Here is a 24,743-nt window from a genome sequence, read left to right as displayed (position 1 = left end):
TAACTGATAACAGCAATTCATAACAATGCTAATTCTGCACTTAGCGGCAAATGATCCGATAGTGTTGACCAAGGCTTACCGGTATGTACCCACGCGTCTTTTACCCTTAGATTGCGCACATAGATACGGTCTAGACTGAGCACAGGCAATTTTGCTGGAAAGGTTGGTAGCAATTTGCCATGACAGTGTTTAAAAGCTTCGGTCATCCCCAAGCTTGAAGCGAGCCTGTCACAAGACATTTTTTTCCAGTCGTTAAAATCGCCCGCCAAAATCAGCGGCTGATTAGGCGCAATCTCATTACGCACATAATTGGAGATGGCTTCGTACTGCTTGATGCGGTCGCGCTCAAAGAGGTTTAAATGGGCGCATAATACCACAACCGGCATCTCCCACCCTAGCGGCTGCACTTCACAATGCAGGACACCGCGCTGCTCAAGTTTATTCACCGTAATATTGACGTTATGTTTAGGATCTAGCGGAAAACGACTCAACACCGCATTACCATGATGACCGTTTTCATACTCTGAGTTTTTGCCATAGCTGTTTTGCAGTTGCAAATATTCACCAAACCATTCGTGCTGTGATTGGTCGGGATATTCGTTATATTGCATATTACGCTTGAGGTTTTGACCCTGCACTTCTTGCAGGCAAAGGATATCTGAGCCAATGATATCAAGCGCTTGGGCGATACCCTGTATCTTCACTTGGCGATTCATCGGCGACATGCCTTTATGAATGTTGTAGCTAGTTAAAACAAAAGAGGTGGTATTAGTCATAAATTTATCAGTTATAAACTCAGTATGGATAGCGTAAGGGTGAACAGCGCTTTATTAGAAACTTATCAAATGACACCAGTCATCAGATAAACGTAAACCTAAGTTATTATAAAAAAGAGCATTGATTCATATCGAACCAATGCTCCCATATTATACCTATGTCGTAACGATGGCTAATTCATTAACGAATAGCAGCCATCACTTAGTAGCGTGTTACCAGAGCAATTGGCTGATCTGCACCCATCAGCTCCTGCGGCATGAATACGGCTTTGCCACCATTATGAATGACGTGTTCGATGATTTCACCAACGGCATCATCAGTAACGCCTTGGGCAGTCGCATCATCAGCCATGCTTAGAGTCTGCGCCGCTTCATCGATCATAGCCGGTTGCATGTAACCGCGGCGGACATATAAAGTCTCGCCAACACCTTGGAAGGCGCTGCGGTAAACTTCTTGCAAATCTGTTTGCAGCATATTGGCACCGCGCGCTTTGTCAATTTCACCCATAGCGGCTTGATGTAATGACGAGCGATAATTTTCAACCGCTTCTTGTACGCTATCAATGATATGCTGCGCGCTGCCTTCTTCTAAATTGGTGGCATTTGAAACGGTAGCAATGATATTATCTGGACGATCACAAACATCTTTATAGTAACCGATATTTTTGGCATCGCCAACGATCACTAACGGCATTTTATTCTCGCCCCATAGCTCTTGGACGCTCTTATCTACTTGGTTAAAAAATTCTTTTAGATAGCTACTCTCGTTGTTCGCTGAGCGATCAGAGCCGGCATCACCTGTTGTATATAAACCATTATTTTCTACAGGAAATGGAATGTTTTCCATATTATTTTGTGCATCGGTATCTTGGTCGAACTCTTTGACCACACGGTCGTTAGACGCTTCAATCAAGCGCGCCTTATCACGCGTCAATACCACCGTATAATAATGCACAGCACTAGCCATATCACGCACCAAATCACGTGTTGCAAATCTATCAGAGATTATCACGCGCTCTTTGGTATCAATAGGCATACGGACGATTTGAGCATCGTCAGTGCTAGCAAATATGGCTAAGGTATCTAAGTTATAGTTGTGATTCAGGTCACTGGTTTTATTCTGGATATTTTCTAAAATAGAGGTGGCGGTACTTTTGTCGTACTCGTTGTTTAGGCGCTCTTCGACGACTTTTAATTGATTTTTTAGGGCGATAGGATCTTTTTGATTGTCAGGATGCTCACGGTGCGTTTTGACAAAAATACTGACCGCTGGATTGGCTTTGGTCTCACGTAGACTTTTAAGAGTTGCTTTCATAAATACTGCTCCTTATTTTATTATCATTGGTTGGTATCGCAAAGTTTGTCATAGAATTTGAAAATTATTTTTAACAACTGCCTTGTGTTTAATTTATTATATTAAGTCCTTGTATTACTAAGATGCTAACAACTTGTCCTCACTCCCTGTAGGGTTAATTTGCAAGTAAATGATGACGCTTTGTAAGTGAAACTTAGCAAACTATCAGTCATATCGATAATTAGCGCTAGGTTATTATCCAATTGGACATTTCTAAAAATCCCATTCATAAAATGAACACTCTAAAACCAATTATAACGCTGGCTTGTATTTCAACCGCGTCATACCCATCTTTTAGATAACCTTTACTTTACATAACGTTTTAAACTACGTTTTAAATAACGTTCATAGCACTTTATCTAAATTATAATAATTTATTCATTACTAACAGACCTTGACTAACAGACATTGGATACCTTTCTTTATGAACTCTATTGCTCCAGACCTACACCTTGTTGATTTTTCCAGTACCACACCTGATGCCTTACAAAGCCAGGTCATCAGTGCTATCGATGCTGCCAACCGTTTTTTAGATGAGATGTCGGCAGATAGCAAGCTTAGCGCTGAGCAGGCGTTGGCAGAGGTGATGAGCTTTGACCATATAAATCTGGCGTTAGATCGTAGTTGGGGCATTTTGTCGCATCTTAATAGCGTGATGAGTAGCGATGAGATTCGTCATGTCCATCATGAATTGTTGCCCAAGCTGTCTGCTTATGGCACGCGTGTTGGTCAGCATCAGCCGCTATTTAGTCGCTATCAGACGATCGTCAATGATCAGGCTTTCTTTGCCGAACTAGACCCAGCAAGGGCGCGAGCAATTGAGCTTGCGCTGCGTAGCTTTGAGCTATCAGGCGTTGCGCTACCCAAAGCTGAGCAAGAAACCTTTGCTGCTATTCAAAGTGAGTTATCGACTTTATCAGCGACGTTCTCAGACCATATCTTGGATGCTACTCAGGCGTATGCCTTACCGCTTGAGCAAAGCCAATTAGCAGGGTTAACTGAGAGTGGTTTGGCGCTATTAGCGGACGCAGGCGAACAATATAAAGCTCGCGAGCTTGCCAGCGATAAGCTCACCCAAGCACAAATTGATGCGTTGCCGACGCCTTATTATGTTGCAAGCTTAAACATCCCCGTTTATCTTGCCGTCATGACCCATGCCGATGATCGTAATCTGCGTGAGACGCTGTACCGTGCTTATGTTACTCGCGCCTCTGAGTTTGATGCGCATACCAATGCCAAAGGTGAGTCGCTCAATAATGCCGATATCATGAGCCAAATTCTGCAATTACGCGCGCAAAAAGCCAAGCTATTAGGTTTTGATAATTATGCAGAAGTGTCACTGTCGACCAAAATGGCAGATAGCGTAACGGAAGTGGAAACCTTTTTACGGGATTTGGCGGCGCAAGCGACTCCAGCTGCTAAGCAAGATTTAGCACAGCTACAAAAATATGCGCAGGCTTATGGTATTACTGAGCTACAGCCGTGGGACAGCGCTTATATTGCCGAAAAAGTAAAACAGAGCGAATTTAGCTTATCGCAAGAGGAGATACGTCCTTATTTCCCACTACCGAAAGTGATTAGCGGATTGTTTACGATCGTCGAGCGTTTATACGGTATCAAGGTACAAGAGCACAGTGAGTCTGTATCACGCTGGCACGATGACGTACGTTTTTATCAATTATTTGACGCCGATGATCACTTGCTTGGTGGCTTTTACTTTGACTTATTTGCTCGTAGCGGCAAACGCGGCGGCGCGTGGATGAGCGGTTTTCAATCACGTTATACCTATGCGGAGCAAAACCATCAGCAGCTACCGGTTTGCTTTATGGTCGGCAACTTCACCCCTGCCCTCGATGGTAAACCAAGCCTATTGACTCACGATGAAGTACTGACCTTGTTCCACGAGTTTGGTCATGGTTTACATCACTTATTAACCCAAGTAACTGTTGGTGATGTCGCTGGTGTCAATGGCGTTGAGTGGGATGCAGTCGAATTGCCCAGTCAATTTATGGAAAACTGGGCGTGGGATGCCGAAGGGATTGCTTTAATAAGTAGCCATGTTGAAAGCGGCGAACCCTTGCCAAAAGACAAACTTGCCGCCCTACTAGCGGTCAAAAACTTCCAAAGCGGCATGCAAACCTTACGTCAAATCGAGTTTGCACTTTTTGATTTATTGATTCATGCGCAGACGCCAGCACTTGATTATGATGGTATCTTGGCGACGTTAAACGCCGTGCGCGATGATATTGCGATTGTGCAGACGCCAGATTACAACCGTTTTGCTAATGGCTTTAGTCATATCTTTGCTGGTGGGTATGCCGCCGGTTATTACTCGTATAAATGGGCGGAGCTATTGTCTGCCGATGCGTTTAGTAAGTTTGAAGAAGAAGGTATCTTTAACCCAACTACCGGCAAAGCCTTTCGCGAGACTATTTTATCGGTCGGTGGTAGTTTTCCTGCTAAGACCAACTTTGAGAACTTCCGCGGTCGCAGCGCCAGCATCGATGCTTTACTACGGCATAGCGGTTTTGACAATGCTAAAAATGACATTGCTAAAAATGATGCTGCCGCCACTGCTAAAGCCAATGTTCAAACGACGCGCGAGGTCATCTAAATGCGCTATCAATCATCAACGCCAAAGCGCCGGTTTTTAGCAGGCGTTCGCTGTCCTAAATGTCAGGCGATGGATGCTGTGATGCAAGTAAATATCGTCGTACCCGAACCTGATGAATACATCGAATGTACGCAGTGCGGACATACAGAGCACCGCCCCGATCCTGATACTATCAGTGCTAAAAACCATTTAGAGGACCAGATTGCTCGTGATGCCATGTCGACAGGTACCAGTGGTACAGTCAAATTCAAGCCATAAGAGTCATATTTGATAGTTAACGTTAATTTTTAATAGCACAAAGCCTGTCTAGCAATAGATGGGCTTTTTATTTTGAGTTTGTTATAGTATGGCTACTTATATTTTTGCCAGAAATCGACCATCGTATGAATAAAAAACGTCTACGTCCTTTATCGACTAAGTCAGCGCTGAAAAAGTCTGCCAAATCGCGTCAAAAATGGTGGCTTATTATCATAGTGGCGGCTTTATTGATTGGTTATTTGGTTTGGGAAAACAATTCGCCAGACACTGAAAAGGCGCCGATCGAAAGCACACCACCTACTGCCGATTCTATTGAGCAAGATAGTGCTGAGCAAGCAAATATCCCGTCATTAGATAGTAATGACAATATATCAGATGACAGCCAGCTAACTTTAGAGAGTGATGACTCGGCAATTACAAACAGCCAAATCCCTAATCCCGACGCTATTTTAAATGCGCCCTTGCCGGAAAATGATAGTTTAGCAAAAGAAGAAATAGATCGCTTGGAAGACGAGCGTCAGCGCTTAGCCGAACAAGAGAAGCTGGCCGCTGAGCAATTAGCAATGAATAAGCAGTTGACAGAGATGAAAGAAGAACAAATCGCCCTGCTGGAGGAGCAAATTGCCCAATTAGAAGCTGCGGAAAGCGCGAAAAACAGTGTAAAATAATATTCATTTCACAGAGGGGCAAATAGATAAATGGCAAGTCTACAACTTACCCACGCCCCTATTTTAAATAGCAGCGCCCAACTGCTGATATTGCCGGTGAATAACGCCGGTATCCTGCTAGATCCTATCCTTATGCGCAGCAAAAACTTATATCCAGACAATTACCAACGTTACTTTAGCGCCTGCCGCGAGGGTAGCCTAATGGTTGGTAGCTGTTTAATGCATAAGCGCGCACGTGAGCAAGCTGGGCTTGGCGTCAGTAGCAACGGTAGCCAACCAAGTTATATTGCCAACCTTGTCGTATCGGATCATCCCTATCATTCACCGAGGGCAAGCTGGTTAAGCGCAGCTCTAGTCGATTTACAACAGCAGCTAATACCTTTAATACGTTATCAAGGTATACGCCGGATTGCATTGCTAGCGCGCCCGCTTATTGCTCATTATTCGCAAAAAAATTCTGCTCAAAATAATATTGCTGATAACGGTGAAATAACAACGTCAATTGCTTTAGATTGGTCTAGCAATATCTTGCCTCTTGTCACCCATCATCTACAAGATTTACCAAAGCTACGTATCGATATTCATCTTCCTAAAGACATCAATATATAAATCATTTTCTCATTGTCATTATTCTTTGTGCGCATAAAAAAAACCGCCTTGTTTGCCAATATCAGCAACCAAAGCGGTTTTTTTAAATCTAACTAATTCGAAAAACGAAGATTAGTTTTGCTCGATACCTTTCATGGTCAGCTTAATACGGCCACGGTTATCAACATCTTGTACCAATACGCTGACGGTTTGACCTTCTTTTAGGTAGTCAGACACGTTTTCTACGCGCTCATCGGCGATTTGCGAGATATGCACGAGACCATCGGTGTTTGGCAAGACGTTAACGAAAGCACCGAAGTCAACGATACGCGCAACCGTACCTTGATAAGTTTTACCGACTTCTACCTCCGCGGTGATGGCTTCAATTTTGCCGATAGCCGCTTTGGTTGCTGCTTTATTTTCACCAAAGATACGAATGGTACCAGCATCATCGATATCGATAACCGCGCCAGTTTCTTCGGTTAGCTGACGAATCGTTGCGCCGCCTTTACCAATCACATCACGGATTTTTTCTGGGTTGATTTCGATAACCGCATAGTTAGGCGCATGAGCGTTGATTTCCGTACGGCTTGCAGGCAGTACTTTATTCATCGCTTCTAGGATATGAATACGACCAGCGTGGGCTTGCTTAAGCGCTTGCTCCATAATGTCTGGGGTAATGCCTTCGATTTTAATATCCATCTGTAGCGCGGTAATACCGTCTTTCGAGCCTGCTACTTTAAAGTCCATATCACCAAGATGATCTTCATCACCTAGGATGTCAGACAATACCGCAAAGCGCTCGCCTTCTTTAACCAGACCCATCGCGATACCCGCAACTGGTGCTTTTAGCGGTACGCCTGCGTCCATCAATGCCAAGCTTGCGCCGCAAACCGAAGCCATTGAAGATGAACCATTTGATTCGGTGATTTCAGATACCACACGAATCACATATGGGAAGCGTTCGCTATCTGGCAACATCGCTTCAACGCCGCGGCGCGCTAGGCGACCATGACCGATTTCACGACGTTTTGGCACACCTTCACGGCCGGTTTCACCAACTGAGAAATGTGGGAAGTTGTAATGCAACATGAAATGGTCACGAATCGTACCAGCCAATGAATCAATCATGTTTACATCACGGGTGTTACCAAGCGTGGTGGTTACCAATGCTTGTGTTTCACCGCGGGTAAATAGTGCTGAACCATGGGTATATGGCAATACGCCTACTTGTACATCTAGCGCACGAACGGTTTCAAGATCACGGCCATCGATACGCGGCTTACCTGACAAGATATTGTCACGAACGGTGCGGTATTTTAACTCTTCATAAATCTCTTTTAATTCAGATACCGTATCGTTATACGTTTCTGCTTCGGCGTCACCTGCCAATGCTTCGATGATCGCTTGTTTGATTTCGTCAAGTTTGCTGTAGCGCTCTTGCTTATTGGTAATAGTATAAGCATCAGCCACTTGCTCACCAAACTGCTCTTTCATGCTGGTTTCTAACGCTTGATCGCGAACAGGCGCGGTATATTGCTGCTTAGTGGTACCAACCTCTTCTGCCAATGACGCGATATTATCAATGACGATTTGCTGCTGCTGATGACCGTATAAAACCGCACCTAGCATTTGGTCTTCAGACAATTCTTTCGCTTCTGATTCAACCATCAATACTGCAGATTTGGTACCCGCAACCACCAAGTCAAGGTCGCTGTCTTTGAGCTGCTCAAGCGTTGGGTTAAGAACATATTCGCCATTGATAAAGCCAACACGCGCTGCTGCTACCGGGCCATTGAATGGGGCATCAGAAATAGCCAGCGCTGCTGAAGCACCGATGAGTGCCGCGATATCTGCCGACTGAGTTTTATCAGACGAGACAACCGTCGCCGTAATTTGAATTTCGTTCACGTAGCCTTCAGGGAATAGCGGACGAATAGGACGGTCAATCAAACGCGACGTTAAGGTTTCATTTTCGCTTGCGCGGCCTTCACGTTTACCATAAGCACCAGGGATTTTACCGGCTGCATACATTTTTTCTTGATAGTTGACGGTCAATGGGAAGAAGTTTTGCCCTTCTTTAGCATCCGACTTTACTACTGCCGCTACTAGGACAGTCACGCCGCCCATGTGAACCAAAATAGAGTTTGCTTGACGCGCGATACGACCCGTTTCAATAACGACCTGCTGGTCGCCGTACTGGAATTCACGCTTAATGGTATTAAACATTGTCATATAATTTTCCTAATATTGACTGACGAAAGGGATATCAGCATCATAAAAAGCTGATATCTGTCATTAAAAATTCTTGGTAACTGGTTACTCGTGATTGGCTACTAATTGACGTTAACATAATTGGAAACTGGGTTGATTAGAGCAATTTTGTTACCTATTTATTTGATACATTTATTTAAATAACGATTTCACGTTATTTGCTGACTAAAATCTGCTTTGCTAGCCACTGTTTGATAAATAATACTCATCACGATAAACCTTATAAATAATTAATCGAGCGCGAATACTACTCTCAAACTCATAAGGCATTATTTTACAGTGATTTATAGCCATTGACCAATGAAATGCCAAACTGTCTGTCTGCGCATTACCGTTATGAGCATTTCAGTATAAAAAAGTCGGTTAAAATAGGAGTTTGTCACATTAAACGTATGCCGCTAAGGCATAATTTTTTAACAGTCAAACTCATATAAATACGCATAAAAAAACGGCGTGAAACTATTCCACACCGTCTTTAGAGAAAATCTATTTTATCGAGCTTAGCAAGCAAATACCAAGTGGCTTAGCAAAAAATCTAAAATCTTGCCACATTCTGGCATATTCTATATTAGCGACCACTCGTACTATTGTCGCCAAATTAACGACGTAGACCTAATTGGCTAATAAGGGTGGTATAACGACCAAGGTCTTTACCTTTTAAGTAGTCAAGCAGTTTACGGCGCGTGTTAACCATACGGATAAGACCACGACGGCTATGATGGTCCGCTTTGTGCTCTTTAAAATGGTTCTGTAAATCGTTGATACGAGCACTCAATAGTGCTACTTGAACTTCTGGAGAACCAGTGTCGTTTTCGCCACGTTGGTATTGAGCAATGATTTGTTCACGATCAGAATTGGTTAGCATAAATCTCTCCGGCAATGCTAAATGTACTAAGATACTTTCAATTTAAAGCATCTAGGCACAATAGAATAAAAATAAAAAGTTTAACCGTCATTCAGGACAACCCTGCATTACTAGAGTTGACCTAGTGTACGACAAACTTATCAATTAGAACGTTTAGTTAAGAATAAAGCGAAAATTAAACGTGACAGCGATTATAACAAAAAACTGCTGAACTAGCAGCAGTTTTTATAGTAGTTTTACAATTTTTGCAGAGAAAAATTGATTAAGGTCTAAATTTATAAGACTAACGTTTCAGCAACTATTTATCCTTCTTAACGTCGTCCTGCGTAGCATTACCGCCAAGCTCATTATCTTCAAGAGGAGCCGTCGTTGCTTCCGCTAAACTATCTGGAATATTATCTTTTTTAGGATTGATATCTTCGGCTTGTTGTTTAATTTTTTTCTCTTGCGCGTCCATGTTGCCTTTTGAGTCAGTCATAAATACTCCCAGTTATCATTATTTTTGTATATTTTTACTAACTATCTTATTAATAATCAGCAGATTCAATAAATTACGGAGTTAACTATTTTTCTTCTTTAGCATTTTTTAAATTATCAGCAATACGGTCTGCAGCCGCTTCAGTATCTTGCGTATGATTATCTTCTGTTTGACCCTTTAGGGCAGCAGTCGCTGATTCTGAACGTTGTTGCTCAAGCTTGGTATCGTTCGGATTAGGATTTGACATAATAATTTCCTTTTCTGTAGTTATGATTTTAAAGTTATGGTAATTTCGTAAAATCAATATAAATAAAGCGTTAATAAATAGTAGCTGCTTCTTTTAGGTTAATCTATAAAATTTAATTGGCTTATTAATCTAAGATAGCGCTTTATCAATAGCAGCGACAAAATCGTTAATATCATCTGGATTACGTGAGGTAATTAAATTACCATCCACTTGCACGCTTTTATCGACGAAATTTGCGCCCGCATTTTCTAAATCGGTCTGTAACGAGTGATAAGCTGTTAAGGTTTTACCTTTAGCAATGCCTGTATTGATTAATACCCAAGGCGCGTGGCAAATGACCGCTAATGGTTTACCTGCATCGTTAATAGCATTAATAATACTGTGCGCTTCTTCGTTACCGCGTATGGTATCGGCATTCACCGTGCCACCTGGCAAAACCAGTGCCTCATAATCAGCAACGTTAGCGTCTTTAGCAAATATATCTGCAGTGAAGGTATCACCCTTATTGACGTCCTGCTGCATGCCCTGGACTTCTTTGTCTTTATTGGTCGTAATGAGGACTGTTTTATAACCTTTATCTTTTAATTGGTTGTTAACTTCTTCATATTCAGCTTGTTCGAAGTTATTATGTAATAAGAAAGCAATGGTTTTCATAATAATCCTTATACTTTAGATTTCAACTTTAGGTATGAGTATTTTTAAAATACATTTTTTATTATTAATCTCAGATACTTTTTATATTAGTTAATGTCTTTTTATTTTTATTTATACTGCTTTTTTATAATTCTAATATTTAATAAAATCCCATTTTTATGATTTTTATTTCCTTATATTTTTTATATCCTTGTCACACTTTCCGTAGCTGACTTAACTAAGGTACAAAAAAAGCAGGTTTCACTATAGGTGAAACCTGCAATAAAATGTGATGATATGTGATTAGTGTAAACTCTTAGTAAGTTTTACCCAATTTCAGTTATGGCTACTACCGCTTATTTAAGCATTAACGCTACAACTGGATAAGCTTTTTGGGCTGTAAGCGCCCGTTTAGGCTTACCGCTCCTAAACCTATAAACTGCCCTTGCTCATCTATAAGACGAATATCTACGGGCATTTCATGAGGTAATAAGGTTTCACTATCTTCTTTGTCACCGTCATTTTCATAATGCTGTTGTTCGATAGCCGTTGTAATATAGCTTCGTATATCGTCCGTCAGCTGCTCGGTGACATTTAGGCGCTGTCCCATATGAACACGGGCGCACTGCTCTGTGGTTAAGGTAAGCTCAGTATCAAGGGTGATACAAGCATCAACGGGTAATAGGTGGGTTAGGCGACTCTCAAGCGACAACGCTTCTAGATTGGCCAAACCAATCGCATTATCAATCTTAAAACTACCAACCTTTAGGCGCCGTAAAGCGGTGAGATGCCCTAGCGTGCCAAGGGTTTTAGCGATATCTTCTGCCAATACTCGTACGTATGTACCTTTCGAGCAAGTCACTGTCAACTGAATTTGTTGCGCATCGATTGCGGTTAAATCAATGGCTTTAATGACAATATCTCTTGCGGGCCGCTCAATCTCAATACCTGCTCGCGCATATTCATACAATTTTTTGCCATCTTTTTTTAGCGCCGAATACATCGGAGGAATTTGCTGCTGTGGCCCTAAAAATTGCTGAGCAATGTTTTCTAACATGGCATGATCAAACTGTGGAATAAGTGCTTCAGCAACAATCTGCCCGTCGGCATCACCCGTATCGGTTTGACTACCCAAAAGAATGGTTGCTTGATAAGTTTTATCGGCATCGAGTTGATAGTGACTAAACTTAGTGGCCTCACCTAAGCAAATGGGCAATAAACCCGTTGCCATCGGATCGAGTGTGCCTGTATGACCAGCTTTTTTACTGTCATGGTTGGGTGATTTAAACAGGTATTTCACCTTTGACACTACTTGTTGCGAGGTCATACCTTGCGGCTTATCCACTAATATTACGCCCGAGACTTTGATTTTCTCAGGCGTTTTAAGCGTTTTTGCAGCGGCTAGCGTAGAGGTGTTAGTAGAGGCGGTCGACATAATAGCTATTACTCGTTAATTTCTTGCTCATCAGACTCGTTTTGCTCAGTTTTGGTCACAGCCTTATTGATAAGATCCATCATATAGTTGCCACGCGCCGTCACTTCATCATAATGAAAGCGTAAACGCGGTGTGGTACGCGTTTTTAGACTGTGGCTTAATTCGGTACGCAAAAAACCCGCCGCTTTATTGAGGACCTTGATGCTGTCTTCATGGCTAGATTTGGTCATCGCATCGTTAAGCTCAGGCTCCATGATGGTGACGTAAATATCTGCGTAACCCAAGTCTGGGCTGACTTTAACGCTAGAGATAGTGACAAAGCCCGTCAAACGCGGGTCATTGACTTCATCACGGATAAGGACCGCAAGCTCACGCTGAATCTGATCAGCCAAGCGTTGTAAACGTTGATTCATGTTATTACCTTACTTTAATGTAGCTTATTTTTTATTGATGAGTAGGTTTGCTTAGTAACAAATTTTAGGACTAGCATTTGCTAAAAAAGGCCTAGCAGGGTGTACCTGTTAGGCCTAAGTACAGCTGAATATTAAGAATTGTCAAACGACTGCTTTAGATAGTACGAGCGAATTCTTGGATTTCAAAGACTTCGATTTTATCGCCCGCTTCGACGTCGTAACCACGAACCGCTAGACCACACTCCATACCGGTACGTACTTCATTAACGTCTTCTTTATAACGACGTAATGATTGCAATTGACCCGTAAAGATAACTTGGTCATCACGCAAGACGCGGATAGGTTTGTTGCGATAAATCGTTCCTTCAACCACCATACAACCGGCAGCAGCACCAAACTTACTAGAACGGAATACTTCGCGAACCTCAGCAACACCCAAGATTTTCTCACGATGTTCTGGCGCTAGCATACCACTCATTGCCGCTTTGACATCATCAATCAAGCCATAAATAACGCTGTAATAGCGGATATCCATTTTAGCAGCGTCCGCTTTACGGCGTGCGGTTGCGTCTGCACGGACGTTAAAGCCTAATAATACCGCTTCGCTCGATTCAGCCAATGTCACATCAGATTCAGAAATTGGACCAACGCCTGAGCTAATCACTCGAACTTTAACTTCATCCGTCGATAACTCATTTAAAGCCGCAAGTAACGCTTCAAGCGAACCACGCACGTCAGTTTTTAAGACGATATTTAAGAATGACACATCGCCTTGTTCCATCTGATCAAACATGCTCTCTAGACGCATGGCGTTCTGACGTTCAAGCTGGCGCTCGCGCTCACGGTTGGTTCTAAAATCTGCCACTTCACGGGCTTTTTTCTCGTCGGTTAAGACTAAGAACTCGCTACCAGCAGCAGGTGTTTCAGGTAAACCTAATATCTCTACAGGGATAGACGGACCAGCAGATTTGATTCGTTGACCATTTTCATCGGTCATGGCACGAACCTTACCGTAATGCTCACCTGCTAGTACTAAGTCGCCCTGTTTTAAGGTACCTTTTTTAACTAGGACACTGACAACTGGCCCGCGACCTTTTTCAAGTCGTGATTCAATAACAACGCCTTGGGCAGCACCATCTAGCGGTGCTTCTAGCTCCATTAGCTCAGCTTGTAGACTGATAAGCTCTAGTAGCTCATCAATACCGTCACCCGTTTTGGCTGAGATACGCGCCATTGGGGTATCACCGCCCCATTCTTCTGAAACCACTTCTTTAGCAGTGAGTTCATTAAGTACGCGATCAGGATCGGCGCTTGGCTTATCCATTTTGTTGATAGCAACGATGATAGGCGTACCAGCAGCGCGCGCATGATCAATCGCTTCTTCGGTTTGTGGCATCATACCATCATCGGCAGCGACAACGATGACAACGATATCCGTCGCCTGTGCACCGCGCGAACGCATCGCACTAAAGGCGGCGTGACCTGGGGTATCAAGGAAAGTGATAACACCGCGATCGGTCTTCACATGGTAAGCACCGATATGCTGAGTAATACCGCCAGCTTCACCGGTAGCAACTTTCGTTGTGCGGATTTTATCAAGTAATGAGGTTTTACCGTGGTCAACGTGCCCCATGATAGTCACAACTGGTGGACGCGTTTGCACGTTACTGCTACGCTCATCTACCGCATCTTGTAGATCGTCTTCAACTTTGGTATCACTAACCGGTACTGGGTTGTGACCCATTTCTTCAACAATCAGACTAGCTGTTGCCTGATCAATAGTGTCGGACTCGCGTGCGATTTCACCCATTTTCATGAGCAATTTGGTCACTTCGCGAGCTTTAACCGCCATACGCTGTGCTAAATCAGAAACCGTAATGTGTTCACTGATTTCAACATCGTAAACGATTTTATCGACTGGTTTTTCAAACTTATGCTGTGAGGCTTGCGTTGAGCGTAAACCGTTTTTACGGTTTTTGATTTCACGCTCGTCTTGATTCTTACGGCGACCACGACCGCGAGCACTGGTGCTACTGGTACCGCGTTTGATTTCGCGACGTTCTTTTTCAAACGATTCTTCTAAAGCATCGCCGACCAAACCTTCGGCTAACGGCTCATCTTTACGCACTTCAGTAGCCGGCTGATCGGTATATTTACCGGCCATTTTACGCATTTGCTCAAGGGTACGCTTTTGCGCTTCTTCGGCTTGCGCACGGCGGGTCTCTGCTTCGATTTCACGCAGACGCGCTTCCTCGACTTCACGAGCTTCGCGAGCTTTACGCTCTGCTGCCGTTTCAACTTTTGGTTTCGTCGCGGCAACTTTTTTCTTCGGCTGCTCTTTCGGTTTAACTTCTACCGCCGCTTTACCGCCTTTTTTCACCACTACTGAGGTTGAGATATCGTCATTCTTATCGTCTGACTTTTTGCTCGAACCTAAGCTTGCACGCATCGCTGCCAACGTAGCCGCTTGACGTTCTTCCGCTTTTTTCTTAGTAGCGGCACGCTCTTCTGCTTCTTTAGTTGCACGCTCTTGTGCTTCAATCATGGCTTGTTCGCGCGCTGCCAATTCTTCCGCCATCTTTTCTGGATCAGGCTTCTCGAATACTTTCTTTTTGCGCACTTCTACATTAACGCTCTTAGATTTACCTGAAGAGCCGGTCACGCGTGCGGTGCTGGTCGTCTTAGATTTCAGGCTAATACGTCGCTTTTCTTGCTGGCCATGACTTTGCTTTAAATACGTCACCAACTTCTCTTGCTCAAGCTCGGTGACTAGGTCATCCTCTGCGCGAGCAGGCAGTCCAGCATCTACCAGTTGCTGTTGTACAGCACTTGCGGTTTTGCCTACCATATCTGCCAGTTCTTTGACGGTCTTATCTGCCATTTATTATCACCTACTGTCTATTATTTGCTATATGTTCAATTCAGTTGTTGGCTACAAATGATTGGGTTAAGGCTAGTATTTGTAACGCATTTGATTGGGTTACGTCATACCAGCCCTTATTATCGATAGCATATCACTAAAAGACAGCGATATGCAGTTACCGCTTATTCATTGAACCAAGATTCCCGAGCTTTCATGATGAGTTTTCCTGCGGTTTCACTATCTAAACCTTCGATATCTTCTAGATCGAAGACGGCTTGTTCTGCCAAGTCATCGACAGTAATGATGTCTTTTTGTGCCATTTTATAAGCCCAACTGACTGTCATTCCTTCAAGATCTTGTAGTTCTTGACTTGGCTCTTTCATGTTCTGTTGTTTGACCAATTCATCGGCAATGACCACTTCTTTGGCACGCTCTTGAATCATGTCAATCGCTTCGTCGTCTAGGCCTTCGATATCATAAAAGGTTTCGACTGGTACATAAGCGACTTCTTCAATACTGGTAAAACCAATATCAACCAGCGCTTGGGCAAGATCTTTATCGACCTCTAAGCGCTCATAAAATAACTCAATAAAGGCCTTGCTTTCGTTTTCTTGACGTTGCTGATATTCTTCCTCTAACATCATATTGAGCTTATAGCCGGTTAACTCAGAGGCTAAACGTACGTTTTGACCTTGTGAGCCAATCGCCCGCGCCAATTGATCATTGGTGCTAAAGATAATATCCGCCGTTTGCGTGTCTTCATCGAGAATAATACTGCTGACGTCCGCTGGCTCTAGCGCACTGATGATAAATTGGGCTGGGTCATCTGACCACACCACCACATCAATACGTTCGCCATCAAGCTCTTGTTGTACCGCTTGGATACGCGTACCACGCATACCAATACAAGCGCCAACGGGATCAATACGATGATCGTTGGTTTTAACCGCTATTTTAGCACGCGTACCCGGCAAACGCGCGACATTGCGAATTTCAATAATTTGTTCGGCAATTTCAGGCACTTCTTTTTGCATCAATGCTGAGAGCATTTCAGGGTGCGTGCGTGATAACAATAACTGGGCGCCGCGGTTTTCGCGGTTAACATGGTACAAAATGGCATTGATACGAGATTTTGGGCGCAATTGTTCACGAGGTAGCATCTGATCACGTGACAAATAGCCTTCAGCGTTGTCACCTAAATCAATGATATAACCATCGCGCGTTTGTTTTTTAACTTCGCCATACATCATCTCGCCAATACGTGGCTCAAAAGCGTCGGCTACTAAATTGCGCTCTGCTTCACGGATTTTTTGAATGATAACTTGCTTGGCTTGCGTAGCTGCAATACGACCAAATTCAATCGATTCAATCTGCTCTTCTTTAATATCACCAATTGACCATTCGTCTTGGTCAAGATCGGTAATCGCCAGCTGACACGCAGGCATCTCATGGTCTTCATCTGCAACCACTGTCCAATAACGATAAGTATCATAATCGCCCGTCGCACGGTCAATAGCAACCCGTACCGCTACTTCTGGCTGATCGGTATAGACTTTTTTCTTCGTGGATACCACCAAAGCATCTTCGATTGCTTCAAAGATGTCTTCAGGATTTAAGCCCTTTTCATTACTGACAGTTTCTACTACCGTTAAGATTTCACGACTCATGCTATACCTGTCCTATCGTTTTATAATTGACTTAAACTTTATCGTTAATGTGTTGACGTTATATTTTCACCATAAGCCAAAGGCTGTTTGGAGAGTAAAATATTCATTTATCAAGCTACTGTTTTTAAACTAAGCATCTTCATAAATCAAGTTGGCTTTGTCAATATTGCTTAATGCAATCTCAAACTGCTCACCATCAGTGGCGGTCAGTTTTAAAGAAGTGTCATCAATACTGTCTAAAGTACCAGTTGCTTTGCGGCGTTTTTTATCGCCTTCACCAATCGCTTGGATCAAACGCAAGCTAACGGTTTGACCGACATAATCACGCATTTGCTCATCTGAGAAAAAGGCACGATCAAAACCTGGCGACGATACTTCTAAAATATACTCACCAGCAATCGGGTCATGAACTTCAAGAATACCGCTCACTTGATGATTTACCGCGGCGCAGTCCTCGATGGTCACTTGCTTATCTTGGGCTTGGTCTTCTGGCAATGCCTCAATATAAATGCGTAACAACGAGCGACGACCTTGTGGCGCAAATTCAATACCCCATAGCGCCACATCACAAGCAGCAACTGCAGGAGCAATAATATTGGTCAGTTCTGTAACTTTTGTCGAAAGCTTCATAATCTATTTATCTTTTCCTATTCACTTCTCGAACATAGCGAGTTAAGTGTTTTTAATTTTATGCATCGAACTTTTATAAGTTCAAAATTTATTAAAAGCGCTTTATTAATCAAAATCTTATGAATCAGAGTCTTATCAATCAAAGCTTTGTTAAGCATTGTCTTATATAGACAAGAATATTACTTCAGCAATAATTATCATTCTATTCTTAAAACGTAACTATTATGCCTGGCCTTATATACTAGGCGTTTTATGACTCGTGCTTTTATATAGGGATGAGCATAAAAAACATCAAGCTCAACCAGACAATGCCTTTATTATTTATAAAGCAGAACTATCGATAAAAGCGTGAGGAGTAAAGGATAGTATGCTTACCAAGCATCGCGCCGGTCGCGGCAGATGATGGTTAGTAACGAATAGCATCGCACTCTATAGAGATAGAGCTTAGCATAAGTAGGATAGATATCGCGATAACACCGACCATCAGATACAAAAAAACCCACAAACATAATGGTGGGCTAATCGTTACTGACAAATTTAGTGTACAAAACATCAGTATAAAAAGTGGTAGCGGGGGCTGGATTTGAACCAACGACCTTCGGGTTATGAGCCCGACGAGCTACCAGACTGCTCCACCCCGCATCAATCTAGAACGCATATTATAGAGAGGTTTTAGAGGGCTGTCAATACTTATTTTAGATAATAATCAAATTAAGCATTAATGACGATGAACCCTGCTTTCTATAATGTTTGAGTACAACAACGTTCAAGTAAAACATCATACAAATAAAGCTTGGTGCGATTGGGGGGACTTGAACCCCCACAGCTTGCGCCACCACCCCCTCAAGATGGCGTGTCTACCAATTCCACCACAATCGCATTTTTCTTACTACTCTGTTTTTGAGCTTTAACCTTTTATAACCGATGCATAAGGAAAGCAACGAAAGTTAAAGACCACTAAAAACAGAGAAGCATTGTAAATCTAACATCTTAAAATAGCAAGTACTGCCTGAATTAAAAGATAACTGCTAAAAATATCTGTCAAAACAATTAAACAGATACTAACGCCAATATAACTACTGAGGATTTTGTGTCAGCGGGCGTGGCGTTTGCGGCGCTGATACTGGCGCATCTAAACGAAACTGGTCTTCTGCTTGTTTACGTGCATGTACGGCAAGCGTCATACTGGTGATAAAAAATATCACCGTTAATACTGCAGTGGCACGCGTCAAAAAGTTTGCAGTGCCGGCGGCGCCAAATACAGTACCTGATGAGCCCGCACCAAAAGAAGCTCCGGCGTCTGCCCCTTTACCATGCTGTATCAAAATCAAGCCAATCATGGCAATCGCCACGATAATGTGCAGGGCTAATATAAACGTAAACATGGTGGCCTCTTTTGCCGCGTAATGACGACTGATAACGTAAAATAAATCGTAGGATTAAATAATGTAAATAACTGGCGTTTAACGATTGACCTCTAATATGGCCAATAACGCCAAACCAGTTGTGTAAATAAAGCAATCATCTAAATAAGGCGCATTGTACACGATTGCAAGGTCACTGTTAAAGCCACTTTTGCCAACTGCGAAAGACATTTTTTGAGCAAAGTTATTGTTCAATATGGATTAAATTGTAATTTTACTGAATACGACTACGCTTTATTGCCGCCAAAAGCCTTAGCAATCGCTAAAAAACTTTCTGCTTTTAGCGATGCGCCGCCAACCAATGCCCCATCAATCATGCTATCAGCAGCAAAACTGTCGGCATTGTCAGCATTGACGCTACCACCGTATAAAACCGTTATGTTGTCTAATTCGCCATTGAAGCTCGCAAGGGTTTGCTTAATATGTTGATGTGTCGCACTTACTTCAGCGACGGTTGGTACTTTGCCCGTACCAATTGCCCAAACTGGCTCATAAGCGATGATTAAACGCTCTGACAAGTTTGTAGCAAGTTCAGGATTTTGTGCAAGTAAATCTTTAATCACCGCTAATTGCGCATCAATGACTGCCAGCGTTTCTTTGGCATCATACTGCGCTTGGGTTTCGCCAATGCAAAATATCACGCCTAAGTTTTGTGTGAGGGCGTGAGCCATTTTTTGCAATAAGCAATCATGAGATTCTTGATGGTATTGACGGCGCTCAGAGTGTCCCAGTATCGTCCATGTTGCGCCAGTATCAGCAATTTGCTGCGCTGAACAATCACCGGTATAAGCGCCGGTACTGGCACTATAGGCGCTTATATCTTGAGCGGCGCTCAGTATTGAACTACCTTTTAGCCGCTCACTGACAGCCGTCAAATGAATCAGGCTCGGGGCGATCATCAATTGACAATCAGCGTTATCAGGCTGCTCTTTTGTGCTAACAGCCATTAATAAGTCATCTAGTAGCGCCTTGACGTCATGGCTCGTCGCTGGATTCTGCTTCCAATTTCCAATTACCCAAGCTTGCATACCTATATACCTTATCTTATCTATTGCTGCCAATATGGCTTATATGCGCGCAAGTATAACAAATATTTCCTAAGTGCTATAGTTATAGTATGAGGCGCTCAAAGTTGGAACTGATTTTGCATAAAATTATTTTAAATAAGTATTTGGCACATTGACGTTTTTAGCAGATTAGTCATCTTATACGCTATATAAAGTCTTTTAACTCTAAAAAATTCCTATATCATTCTATTTATAGAAAATAAAACCAAGGCAATCAATCATTTGTTTTTAGAATAAATGTTACTAATCAATGTAGCGATTATAAATAAGCTACTGGTGTTATATATAGTAGATGCTTTGGTTTCGGTAAAAAATACAGCCCATTTGGTATCACGCATAGAGAGGTCTTAATGTCTATCACAGCCAGTAAATATGGTGGTTTAGCGTAGCAGTTAATTAGCGAAGGCATCGTCAGCGAAGCGCATATGAAAACCGCGCAAACAGAATCACAACAGCAGAAAATGGGCTTGGTTCCCTATTTGGTTGACAATAAGCTGGCCAATGCTTATCAAGTAGCGCAGATGCTATCGCAAGCGTTTGGTGATCCTTTGTTTGATCTTGATGCCTTAAGCTCAGATGTCATTCCAAAAAACTTGGTCGATGAAAAAATCGTACGTAAGTTCAACGCCCTACCACTGTTTAAACGCGGGCAACGCTTATTTGTGGCATTGAGTGACCCGACCCGTATCGATGCCATCGACGCTATTGCCTTTAACTCGCGCCTGTCTATCGAGACTGTCGTCGTTGAAGAAGATAAGCTCAAAAAGCGTATTGAGAATCTGTACGCTGATACCATGCAAAGTTTTGATAGCTTTTCTGACAGCGATTTAAATATTGGCTTTAATGAAAGCGAAGAAGACGAAGGCGAAACCAAACTTAGCGACGGCGTCGATGAAGCGCCCGTGGTGAAGTTTGTTAATAAAATGTTGGTTGATGCCATTCGTATGGGCGCCTCGGACCTACATTTTGAACCTTATGAAAAAACCTATCGCGTGCGCTTTCGTGTCGATGGCGTCATGCAAAAAATGGCCAGTCCGCCGGTACAACTTGCGGGTAAAATTGCCGCGCGTCTAAAAGTCATGTCGCAAATGGACATCTCTGAGCGCCGTGTACCGCAAGATGGTCGTATTAAGCTTAAAATCTCTAAAGACAAAGCCATCGATTTCCGCGTAAACTCCCTACCTACCTTATTTGGCGAAAAGCTGGTTTTACGTATTTTGGATCCATCATCTGCCATGCTTGGTATTGAAGCATTAGGTTATGAGCCCGACCAAAAAGAGATGTTTTTAGAAGCCTTACATAAGCCTCAAGGTATGCTGCTGATTACTGGTCCTACTGGTTCAGGTAAAACCGTCTCCCTTTATACCGGTATTAATATTTTAAATATTGGCGAGACCAATATCTCAACCGCCGAAGACCCCGTTGAGATTAATCTTGAAGGTATCAATCAGGTCAACGTTAACCCGAAAGTCGGTTTAACCTTTGCCAATGCGCTCAAATCATTCTTACGTCAAGATCCTGATATCGTCATGGTCGGTGAGATTCGTGACCTTGAAACGGCTGAGATTGCGATTAAAGCAGCACAAACTGGACATATGGTGCTGTCTACCCTGCATACCAATTCTGCCCCTGAAACCTTGACGCGTTTGCGCAATATGGGAGTTGCCTCATTTAACATTGCAACGTCAGTGAACTTGGTTATTGCCCAGCGATTGGCAAGACGTTTATGCAAAAATTGCAAAAAACCCATCAATATACCGCGCCAAAGCTTGCTTGAGCTTGGTTTTACCGATGCTGATTTAGACAACCCAGACAATGTCATTTATGAACCTATTGGCTGTAATGAATGCCGTGAAGGCTACAAAGGCCGTGTCGGTATTTATGAAGTGATGAAAGTCAGCCCCGATATTTCGCGCATTATTATGGAAGATGGTAACGCCATAGATATCAAAGACGCTGCCCTTAAAAACGGCTTTAGAGATTTACGCCGCTCGGGTATTTTAAAGGTGCTGCAAGGGGTAACCAGTATTCAAGAAATGATGCGCGTGACTTCTGAATAACGACCGTCGAAAAACAAAAAGTTCCAACTCGTGATTTTGAGCCTTTATGTTTATGAATTAGTAATATTGTTTAACAGATATACTTAGATATAAAACAGATATATACTGGCTTTTTTCGCTAGAATAAAGTAAGCCAAAGGGAAAGTTGCTGAAATTATCCTGCTTTTATAGGTTTGCAACTTCTTGTTGATTCTTTCCATGACAAATTACAAGGGTAGTAACATGGCCAAAGCTAAAACCGACATGCTATTAGACTTTGTCTATGATGGAGTCAATCGGCGTGGGCAAAAAGTAAAAGGCGAAACCACCAGTCGTAGCTTGGAGTTGGCAAAAGCAACCTAGCGCAAACAAGGTATCACCGTTAAAGCCATCAAGAAAAAACCCAAGCCTTTATACACCTTTAAAAAGTCTATTAAACCGATTGATATTGCTATTTTTGCGCGGCAGTTGGCAACTATGATGAAAGCTGGCATGCCATTAACCCAGTCTTTTGAGATTGTTGCTGATTCTCTTGATAACCCGAGCATGAAAGATTTGGTCTTACAAATAAAAGCCGATATTGAAGCTGGTGGTACCTTTGCTTCAGCACTGCGTAAACATCCACGCTATTTTGATGACCTTTTTTGCTCGCTTGTTGATTCTGGCGAGCAGTCCGGTTCGTTAGAGACCATGCTAGAGCGGGTTGCAACCTATAAAGAAAAAAGTGAGCTGTTAAAAGCCAAAATTAAAAAAGCGATGAAATATCCTATCGCCGTTATTGTCGTTGCCATTATCGTCACTATTATTCTACTGGTTAAAGTTGTTCCTGTATTTGCCGATTTATTTGGTTCATTTGGTGCCGAACTACCTGCGTTTACTCAGATGGTAGTAGGGATGTCAGAATGGATGCAATCTTGGTGGTTTATTTTAATCGTACTGATTGGTGGCGCCGTCATTGGCTTTTCAGAAGCTAAAAAACGCTCTAAGAAGTTCCGTGATTTCTTAGACCGTGCGGTATTAAAAGCACCCATATTTGGCAATATTGCTTATCAAGCGGTTATCGCTCGCTTTGCGCGTACATTATCGACCACTTTTGCTGCTGGTGTACCCCTGATTGATGCTTTAGATTCTACCGCTGGCGCTGCAAATAACGTAGTCTTTTATAACGCCATTCAGCAAATAAAAAACGATGTTTCAACCGGTCAGCAATTGCAATTTTCGATACGCTCAACCAACTTATTCCCAAGTATGGCGATTCAAATGGTTGGTACTGGTGAAGAATCAGGTAGCTTAGAAGAGATGCTCGATAAAGTTGCGGTCTATTACGAAAACGAAGTCGATAACGCTGTTGATGGTTTGACCAGCTTAATGGAGCCGTTAATTATGGCGGTGCTCGGTGTATTGGTTGGCGGCTTAGTGATTGCCATGTATTTACCAATCTTCCAAATGGGCTCAGTGGTAGGCTAACAGCCACTGCAAGGAAAACGATTTCATGCAATTTCTTCAGTTATTACAAGAAAATATGACACTCGCTTTAATTATTTTTGGTCTACTTGGCCTCTGTGTCGGCAGCTTTTTAAATGTGGTAATTCATCGGACACCGCTTATGATGTTAACGGCTTGGCGGCAAGAATGTAGCCAGTTTATGGCTGAGCAAGCAGACATGCCACCTGAACATACGCGACCATTATCAGATATCGTCGCTGCTGATACTCCCATCACACTAAGCACACCTGCTTCACGCTGTCCGCACTGCGCCCATAAAATAAAGTGGTATGAAAACATCCCTTTAATAAGCTGGCTTATATTACGCGGGCGCTGCTCAGACTGTAAAGCTGCTATCGGACTGCGTTATCCTATTGTTGAGCTGGTAACTGCTCTGCTATCTATGTTGGTCATTTATCAGTTTGGCGTCAGCGCCGCAGGATTATCAGCATTGATTTTGGTCTGGACGCTGGTTGCTTTAACGGGTATCGATTTTGATACCCAGCTATTGCCTGACCGCCTGACCTTTCCTTTAGCGGGCTTAGGATTGGCGGTAAATTCGCAAGGCTGGTTTGTCTCACCTACGCAGTCAATCTGGGGACTTTTACTTGGCTTTTTATCTTTGTGGGTCGTGGTAAAAATCTTTTATTTCATTACGAAAAAACACGGCATGGGACAAGGCGATTTTAAATTACTAGCCGTCTTGGGTGCTTGGCTTGGGCCTATGATGTTGCCACTCATTATCTTGCTCTCCTCCCTATTAGGTTCTATCGTCGGGATTATTCTGATGAAAAAACAAGGAGAAAGTCGTCCTTTTGCTTTTGGTCCTTATATCGCCATTGCTGGTATCATTGCATTATTATACGGCCCAGATATCGTCAATTGGTATTTAGGAATGTACGCTTAAACCCCTATACTGACGCAAGTAGACGCGCAATTTCTCAAAAATGCGCTTTAACCTGCTA

General features: G+C 42.8%; 20 protein-coding genes, 2 tRNA genes and 1 pseudogene. 7 read left to right on the top strand and 16 right to left on the bottom strand.

The window, feature by feature from the left end; translation table 11 throughout:
* Nucleotides 1–17: 17 nt before the first annotated feature.
* Complete coding sequence (locus AB8P72_RS00470; RefSeq protein ID WP_068407879.1) at nucleotides 18–776, bottom strand: endonuclease/exonuclease/phosphatase family protein; 759 nt, start codon at nucleotides 774–776, stop codon at nucleotides 18–20.
* Nucleotides 777–978: 202 nt separating this feature from the next.
* On the bottom strand, nucleotides 979–2,091 hold the full coding sequence (locus AB8P72_RS00465; RefSeq protein WP_068407880.1) for a hypothetical protein: 1,113 nt from the start codon (nucleotides 2,089–2,091) through the stop codon (nucleotides 979–981).
* A gap of 463 nt (nucleotides 2,092–2,554) precedes the next feature.
* Here AB8P72_RS00465 and AB8P72_RS00460 point away from each other — a divergent pair, with 463 nt between their 5' ends.
* The 4 genes from AB8P72_RS00460 to AB8P72_RS00445 all read left to right on the top strand — a co-directional run bounded on the left by AB8P72_RS00460 (nucleotide 2,555) and on the right by AB8P72_RS00445 (nucleotide 6,279).
* Nucleotides 2,555–4,744, top strand: a complete 2,190-nt coding sequence (locus AB8P72_RS00460; RefSeq protein ID WP_068407881.1) for a M3 family metallopeptidase — start codon at nucleotides 2,555–2,557, stop codon at nucleotides 4,742–4,744.
* Nucleotides 4,745–5,002 carry a YheV family putative metal-binding protein gene (locus AB8P72_RS00455; RefSeq protein ID WP_068407882.1) on the top strand — a complete coding sequence of 86 codons (258 nt, stop codon included), beginning with the start codon at nucleotides 4,745–4,747 and terminating at the stop codon, nucleotides 5,000–5,002.
* A gap of 125 nt (nucleotides 5,003–5,127) precedes the next feature.
* Nucleotides 5,128–5,670, top strand: a complete 543-nt coding sequence (locus AB8P72_RS00450) for a hypothetical protein (protein WP_068407884.1) — start codon at nucleotides 5,128–5,130, stop codon at nucleotides 5,668–5,670.
* Nucleotides 5,671–5,700: 30 nt separating this feature from the next.
* On the top strand, nucleotides 5,701–6,279 hold the full coding sequence (locus tag AB8P72_RS00445; RefSeq protein ID WP_068407886.1) for a hypothetical protein: 579 nt from the start codon (nucleotides 5,701–5,703) through the stop codon (nucleotides 6,277–6,279).
* Between the two features lie 111 nt (nucleotides 6,280–6,390).
* On the opposite strand, the gene pnp is transcribed toward AB8P72_RS00445, so the two are convergent.
* The 14 genes from pnp to tpiA all read right to left on the bottom strand — a co-directional run bounded on the left by pnp (nucleotide 6,391) and on the right by tpiA (nucleotide 20,215).
* Nucleotides 6,391–8,493 (bottom strand): polyribonucleotide nucleotidyltransferase, encoded by a 2,103-nt coding sequence (pnp, locus tag AB8P72_RS00440; RefSeq protein ID WP_369957883.1) that lies wholly within the window; start codon nucleotides 8,491–8,493, stop codon nucleotides 6,391–6,393.
* 637 nt (nucleotides 8,494–9,130) lie between these two features.
* Nucleotides 9,131–9,397, bottom strand: coding sequence for a 30S ribosomal protein S15 (gene rpsO / locus AB8P72_RS00435; RefSeq protein ID WP_068407892.1), 267 nt, complete (start codon nucleotides 9,395–9,397; stop codon nucleotides 9,131–9,133).
* Between the two features lie 298 nt (nucleotides 9,398–9,695).
* Entirely contained in the window at nucleotides 9,696–9,875 is a 180-nt protein-coding gene (locus AB8P72_RS00430) for a hypothetical protein (protein ID WP_102077737.1), read from the bottom strand.
* A gap of 85 nt (nucleotides 9,876–9,960) precedes the next feature.
* The gene (locus tag AB8P72_RS00425; protein WP_156508534.1) at nucleotides 9,961–10,122 is read right to left on the bottom strand and encodes a hypothetical protein; all 162 of its coding nucleotides are present in this window, start codon (nucleotides 10,120–10,122) and stop codon (nucleotides 9,961–9,963) included.
* A 129-nt stretch (nucleotides 10,123–10,251) separates the two neighbouring features.
* Entirely contained in the window at nucleotides 10,252–10,776 is a 525-nt protein-coding gene (locus tag AB8P72_RS00420) for a type 1 glutamine amidotransferase domain-containing protein (protein ID WP_068407895.1), read from the bottom strand.
* A gap of 352 nt (nucleotides 10,777–11,128) precedes the next feature.
* The gene (truB, locus tag AB8P72_RS00415) at nucleotides 11,129–12,190 is read right to left on the bottom strand and encodes a tRNA pseudouridine(55) synthase TruB (RefSeq protein ID WP_369957882.1); all 1,062 of its coding nucleotides are present in this window, start codon (nucleotides 12,188–12,190) and stop codon (nucleotides 11,129–11,131) included.
* Between the two features lie 8 nt (nucleotides 12,191–12,198).
* Nucleotides 12,199–12,603, bottom strand: a complete 405-nt coding sequence (locus tag AB8P72_RS00410; RefSeq protein ID WP_068407899.1) for a ribosome-binding factor A — start codon at nucleotides 12,601–12,603, stop codon at nucleotides 12,199–12,201.
* A gap of 154 nt (nucleotides 12,604–12,757) precedes the next feature.
* On the bottom strand, nucleotides 12,758–15,484 hold the full coding sequence (infB, locus tag AB8P72_RS00405; protein WP_068407901.1) for a translation initiation factor IF-2: 2,727 nt from the start codon (nucleotides 15,482–15,484) through the stop codon (nucleotides 12,758–12,760).
* Nucleotides 15,485–15,648: 164 nt separating this feature from the next.
* Nucleotides 15,649–17,133, bottom strand: a complete 1,485-nt coding sequence (nusA, locus tag AB8P72_RS00400) for a transcription termination factor NusA (protein ID WP_068407903.1) — start codon at nucleotides 17,131–17,133, stop codon at nucleotides 15,649–15,651.
* Between the two features lie 129 nt (nucleotides 17,134–17,262).
* Nucleotides 17,263–17,763 carry a ribosome maturation factor RimP gene (gene rimP, locus AB8P72_RS00395; protein ID WP_068407904.1) on the bottom strand — a complete coding sequence of 167 codons (501 nt, stop codon included), beginning with the start codon at nucleotides 17,761–17,763 and terminating at the stop codon, nucleotides 17,263–17,265.
* A 565-nt stretch (nucleotides 17,764–18,328) separates the two neighbouring features.
* Nucleotides 18,329–18,405, bottom strand: a tRNA-Met gene (locus AB8P72_RS00390).
* 152 nt (nucleotides 18,406–18,557) lie between these two features.
* Nucleotides 18,558–18,642: transfer RNA gene (locus AB8P72_RS00385), tRNA-Leu, on the bottom strand.
* A gap of 197 nt (nucleotides 18,643–18,839) precedes the next feature.
* Entirely contained in the window at nucleotides 18,840–19,148 is a 309-nt protein-coding gene (secG, locus tag AB8P72_RS00380; RefSeq protein ID WP_025652589.1) for a preprotein translocase subunit SecG, read from the bottom strand.
* 266 nt (nucleotides 19,149–19,414) lie between these two features.
* The gene (gene tpiA, locus AB8P72_RS00375) at nucleotides 19,415–20,215 is read right to left on the bottom strand and encodes a triose-phosphate isomerase (protein ID WP_082894377.1); all 801 of its coding nucleotides are present in this window, start codon (nucleotides 20,213–20,215) and stop codon (nucleotides 19,415–19,417) included.
* 464 nt (nucleotides 20,216–20,679) lie between these two features.
* Here tpiA and pilB point away from each other — a divergent pair, with 464 nt between their 5' ends.
* From pilB to AB8P72_RS00360, 3 genes and pseudogenes are all read left to right on the top strand, one after another.
* On the top strand, nucleotides 20,680–22,314 hold the full coding sequence (gene pilB, locus AB8P72_RS00370) for a type IV-A pilus assembly ATPase PilB (protein ID WP_369957881.1): 1,635 nt from the start codon (nucleotides 20,680–20,682) through the stop codon (nucleotides 22,312–22,314).
* 222 nt (nucleotides 22,315–22,536) lie between these two features.
* A pseudogene (locus AB8P72_RS00365) lies at nucleotides 22,537–23,760 on the top strand (type II secretion system F family protein).
* Nucleotides 23,761–23,785: 25 nt separating this feature from the next.
* On the top strand, nucleotides 23,786–24,685 hold the full coding sequence (locus AB8P72_RS00360) for an A24 family peptidase (protein ID WP_068407907.1): 900 nt from the start codon (nucleotides 23,786–23,788) through the stop codon (nucleotides 24,683–24,685).
* The last annotated feature ends 58 nt before the right edge of the window (nucleotides 24,686–24,743 follow it).

Origin of the sequence: Psychrobacter sp. CLB018, from assembly GCF_041222815.1 — a bacterium.
In the GTDB taxonomy this organism is placed as follows: Bacteria; Pseudomonadota; Gammaproteobacteria; order Pseudomonadales; family Moraxellaceae; genus Psychrobacter; species Psychrobacter faecalis.
This window is presented reverse-complemented; position numbering and strand designations above follow the sequence as displayed.

What these genes read in the sequence shown, in the direction of transcription:
- AB8P72_RS00430 (WP_102077737.1), bottom strand. Translation starts at nt 9,875, where the DNA reads ATGACTGACTCAAAAGGCAACATGGACGCGCAAGAGAAAAAAATTAAA.
- nusA (WP_068407903.1), bottom strand. Translation starts at nt 17,133, where the DNA reads ATGAGTCGTGAAATCTTAACGGTAGTAGAAACTGTCAGTAATGAAAAG.
- AB8P72_RS00425 (WP_156508534.1), bottom strand. Translation starts at nt 10,122, where the DNA reads ATGTCAAATCCTAATCCGAACGATACCAAGCTTGAGCAACAACGTTCA.
- AB8P72_RS00445 (WP_068407886.1), top strand. Translation starts at nt 5,701, where the DNA reads ATGGCAAGTCTACAACTTACCCACGCCCCTATTTTAAATAGCAGCGCC.
- rimP (WP_068407904.1), bottom strand. Translation starts at nt 17,763, where the DNA reads ATGAAGCTTTCGACAAAAGTTACAGAACTGACCAATATTATTGCTCCT.
- tpiA (WP_082894377.1), bottom strand. Translation starts at nt 20,215, where the DNA reads ATGCAAGCTTGGGTAATTGGAAATTGGAAGCAGAATCCAGCGACGAGC.
- AB8P72_RS00360 (WP_068407907.1), top strand. Translation starts at nt 23,786, where the DNA reads ATGCAATTTCTTCAGTTATTACAAGAAAATATGACACTCGCTTTAATT.
- AB8P72_RS00410 (WP_068407899.1), bottom strand. Translation starts at nt 12,603, where the DNA reads ATGAATCAACGTTTACAACGCTTGGCTGATCAGATTCAGCGTGAGCTT.
- AB8P72_RS00470 (WP_068407879.1), bottom strand. Translation starts at nt 776, where the DNA reads ATGACTAATACCACCTCTTTTGTTTTAACTAGCTACAACATTCATAAA.
- rpsO (WP_068407892.1), bottom strand. Translation starts at nt 9,397, where the DNA reads ATGCTAACCAATTCTGATCGTGAACAAATCATTGCTCAATACCAACGT.
- AB8P72_RS00455 (WP_068407882.1), top strand. Translation starts at nt 4,745, where the DNA reads ATGCGCTATCAATCATCAACGCCAAAGCGCCGGTTTTTAGCAGGCGTT.
- AB8P72_RS00465 (WP_068407880.1), bottom strand. Translation starts at nt 2,091, where the DNA reads ATGAAAGCAACTCTTAAAAGTCTACGTGAGACCAAAGCCAATCCAGCG.
- pilB (WP_369957881.1), top strand. Translation starts at nt 20,680, where the DNA reads ATGAAAACCGCGCAAACAGAATCACAACAGCAGAAAATGGGCTTGGTT.
- AB8P72_RS00460 (WP_068407881.1), top strand. Translation starts at nt 2,555, where the DNA reads ATGAACTCTATTGCTCCAGACCTACACCTTGTTGATTTTTCCAGTACC.
- truB (WP_369957882.1), bottom strand. Translation starts at nt 12,190, where the DNA reads ATGTCGACCGCCTCTACTAACACCTCTACGCTAGCCGCTGCAAAAACG.
- secG (WP_025652589.1), bottom strand. Translation starts at nt 19,148, where the DNA reads ATGTTTACGTTTATATTAGCCCTGCACATTATCGTGGCGATTGCCATG.
- AB8P72_RS00420 (WP_068407895.1), bottom strand. Translation starts at nt 10,776, where the DNA reads ATGAAAACCATTGCTTTCTTATTACATAATAACTTCGAACAAGCTGAA.
- infB (WP_068407901.1), bottom strand. Translation starts at nt 15,484, where the DNA reads ATGGCAGATAAGACCGTCAAAGAACTGGCAGATATGGTAGGCAAAACC.
- pnp (WP_369957883.1), bottom strand. Translation starts at nt 8,493, where the DNA reads ATGACAATGTTTAATACCATTAAGCGTGAATTCCAGTACGGCGACCAG.
- AB8P72_RS00450 (WP_068407884.1), top strand. Translation starts at nt 5,128, where the DNA reads ATGAATAAAAAACGTCTACGTCCTTTATCGACTAAGTCAGCGCTGAAA.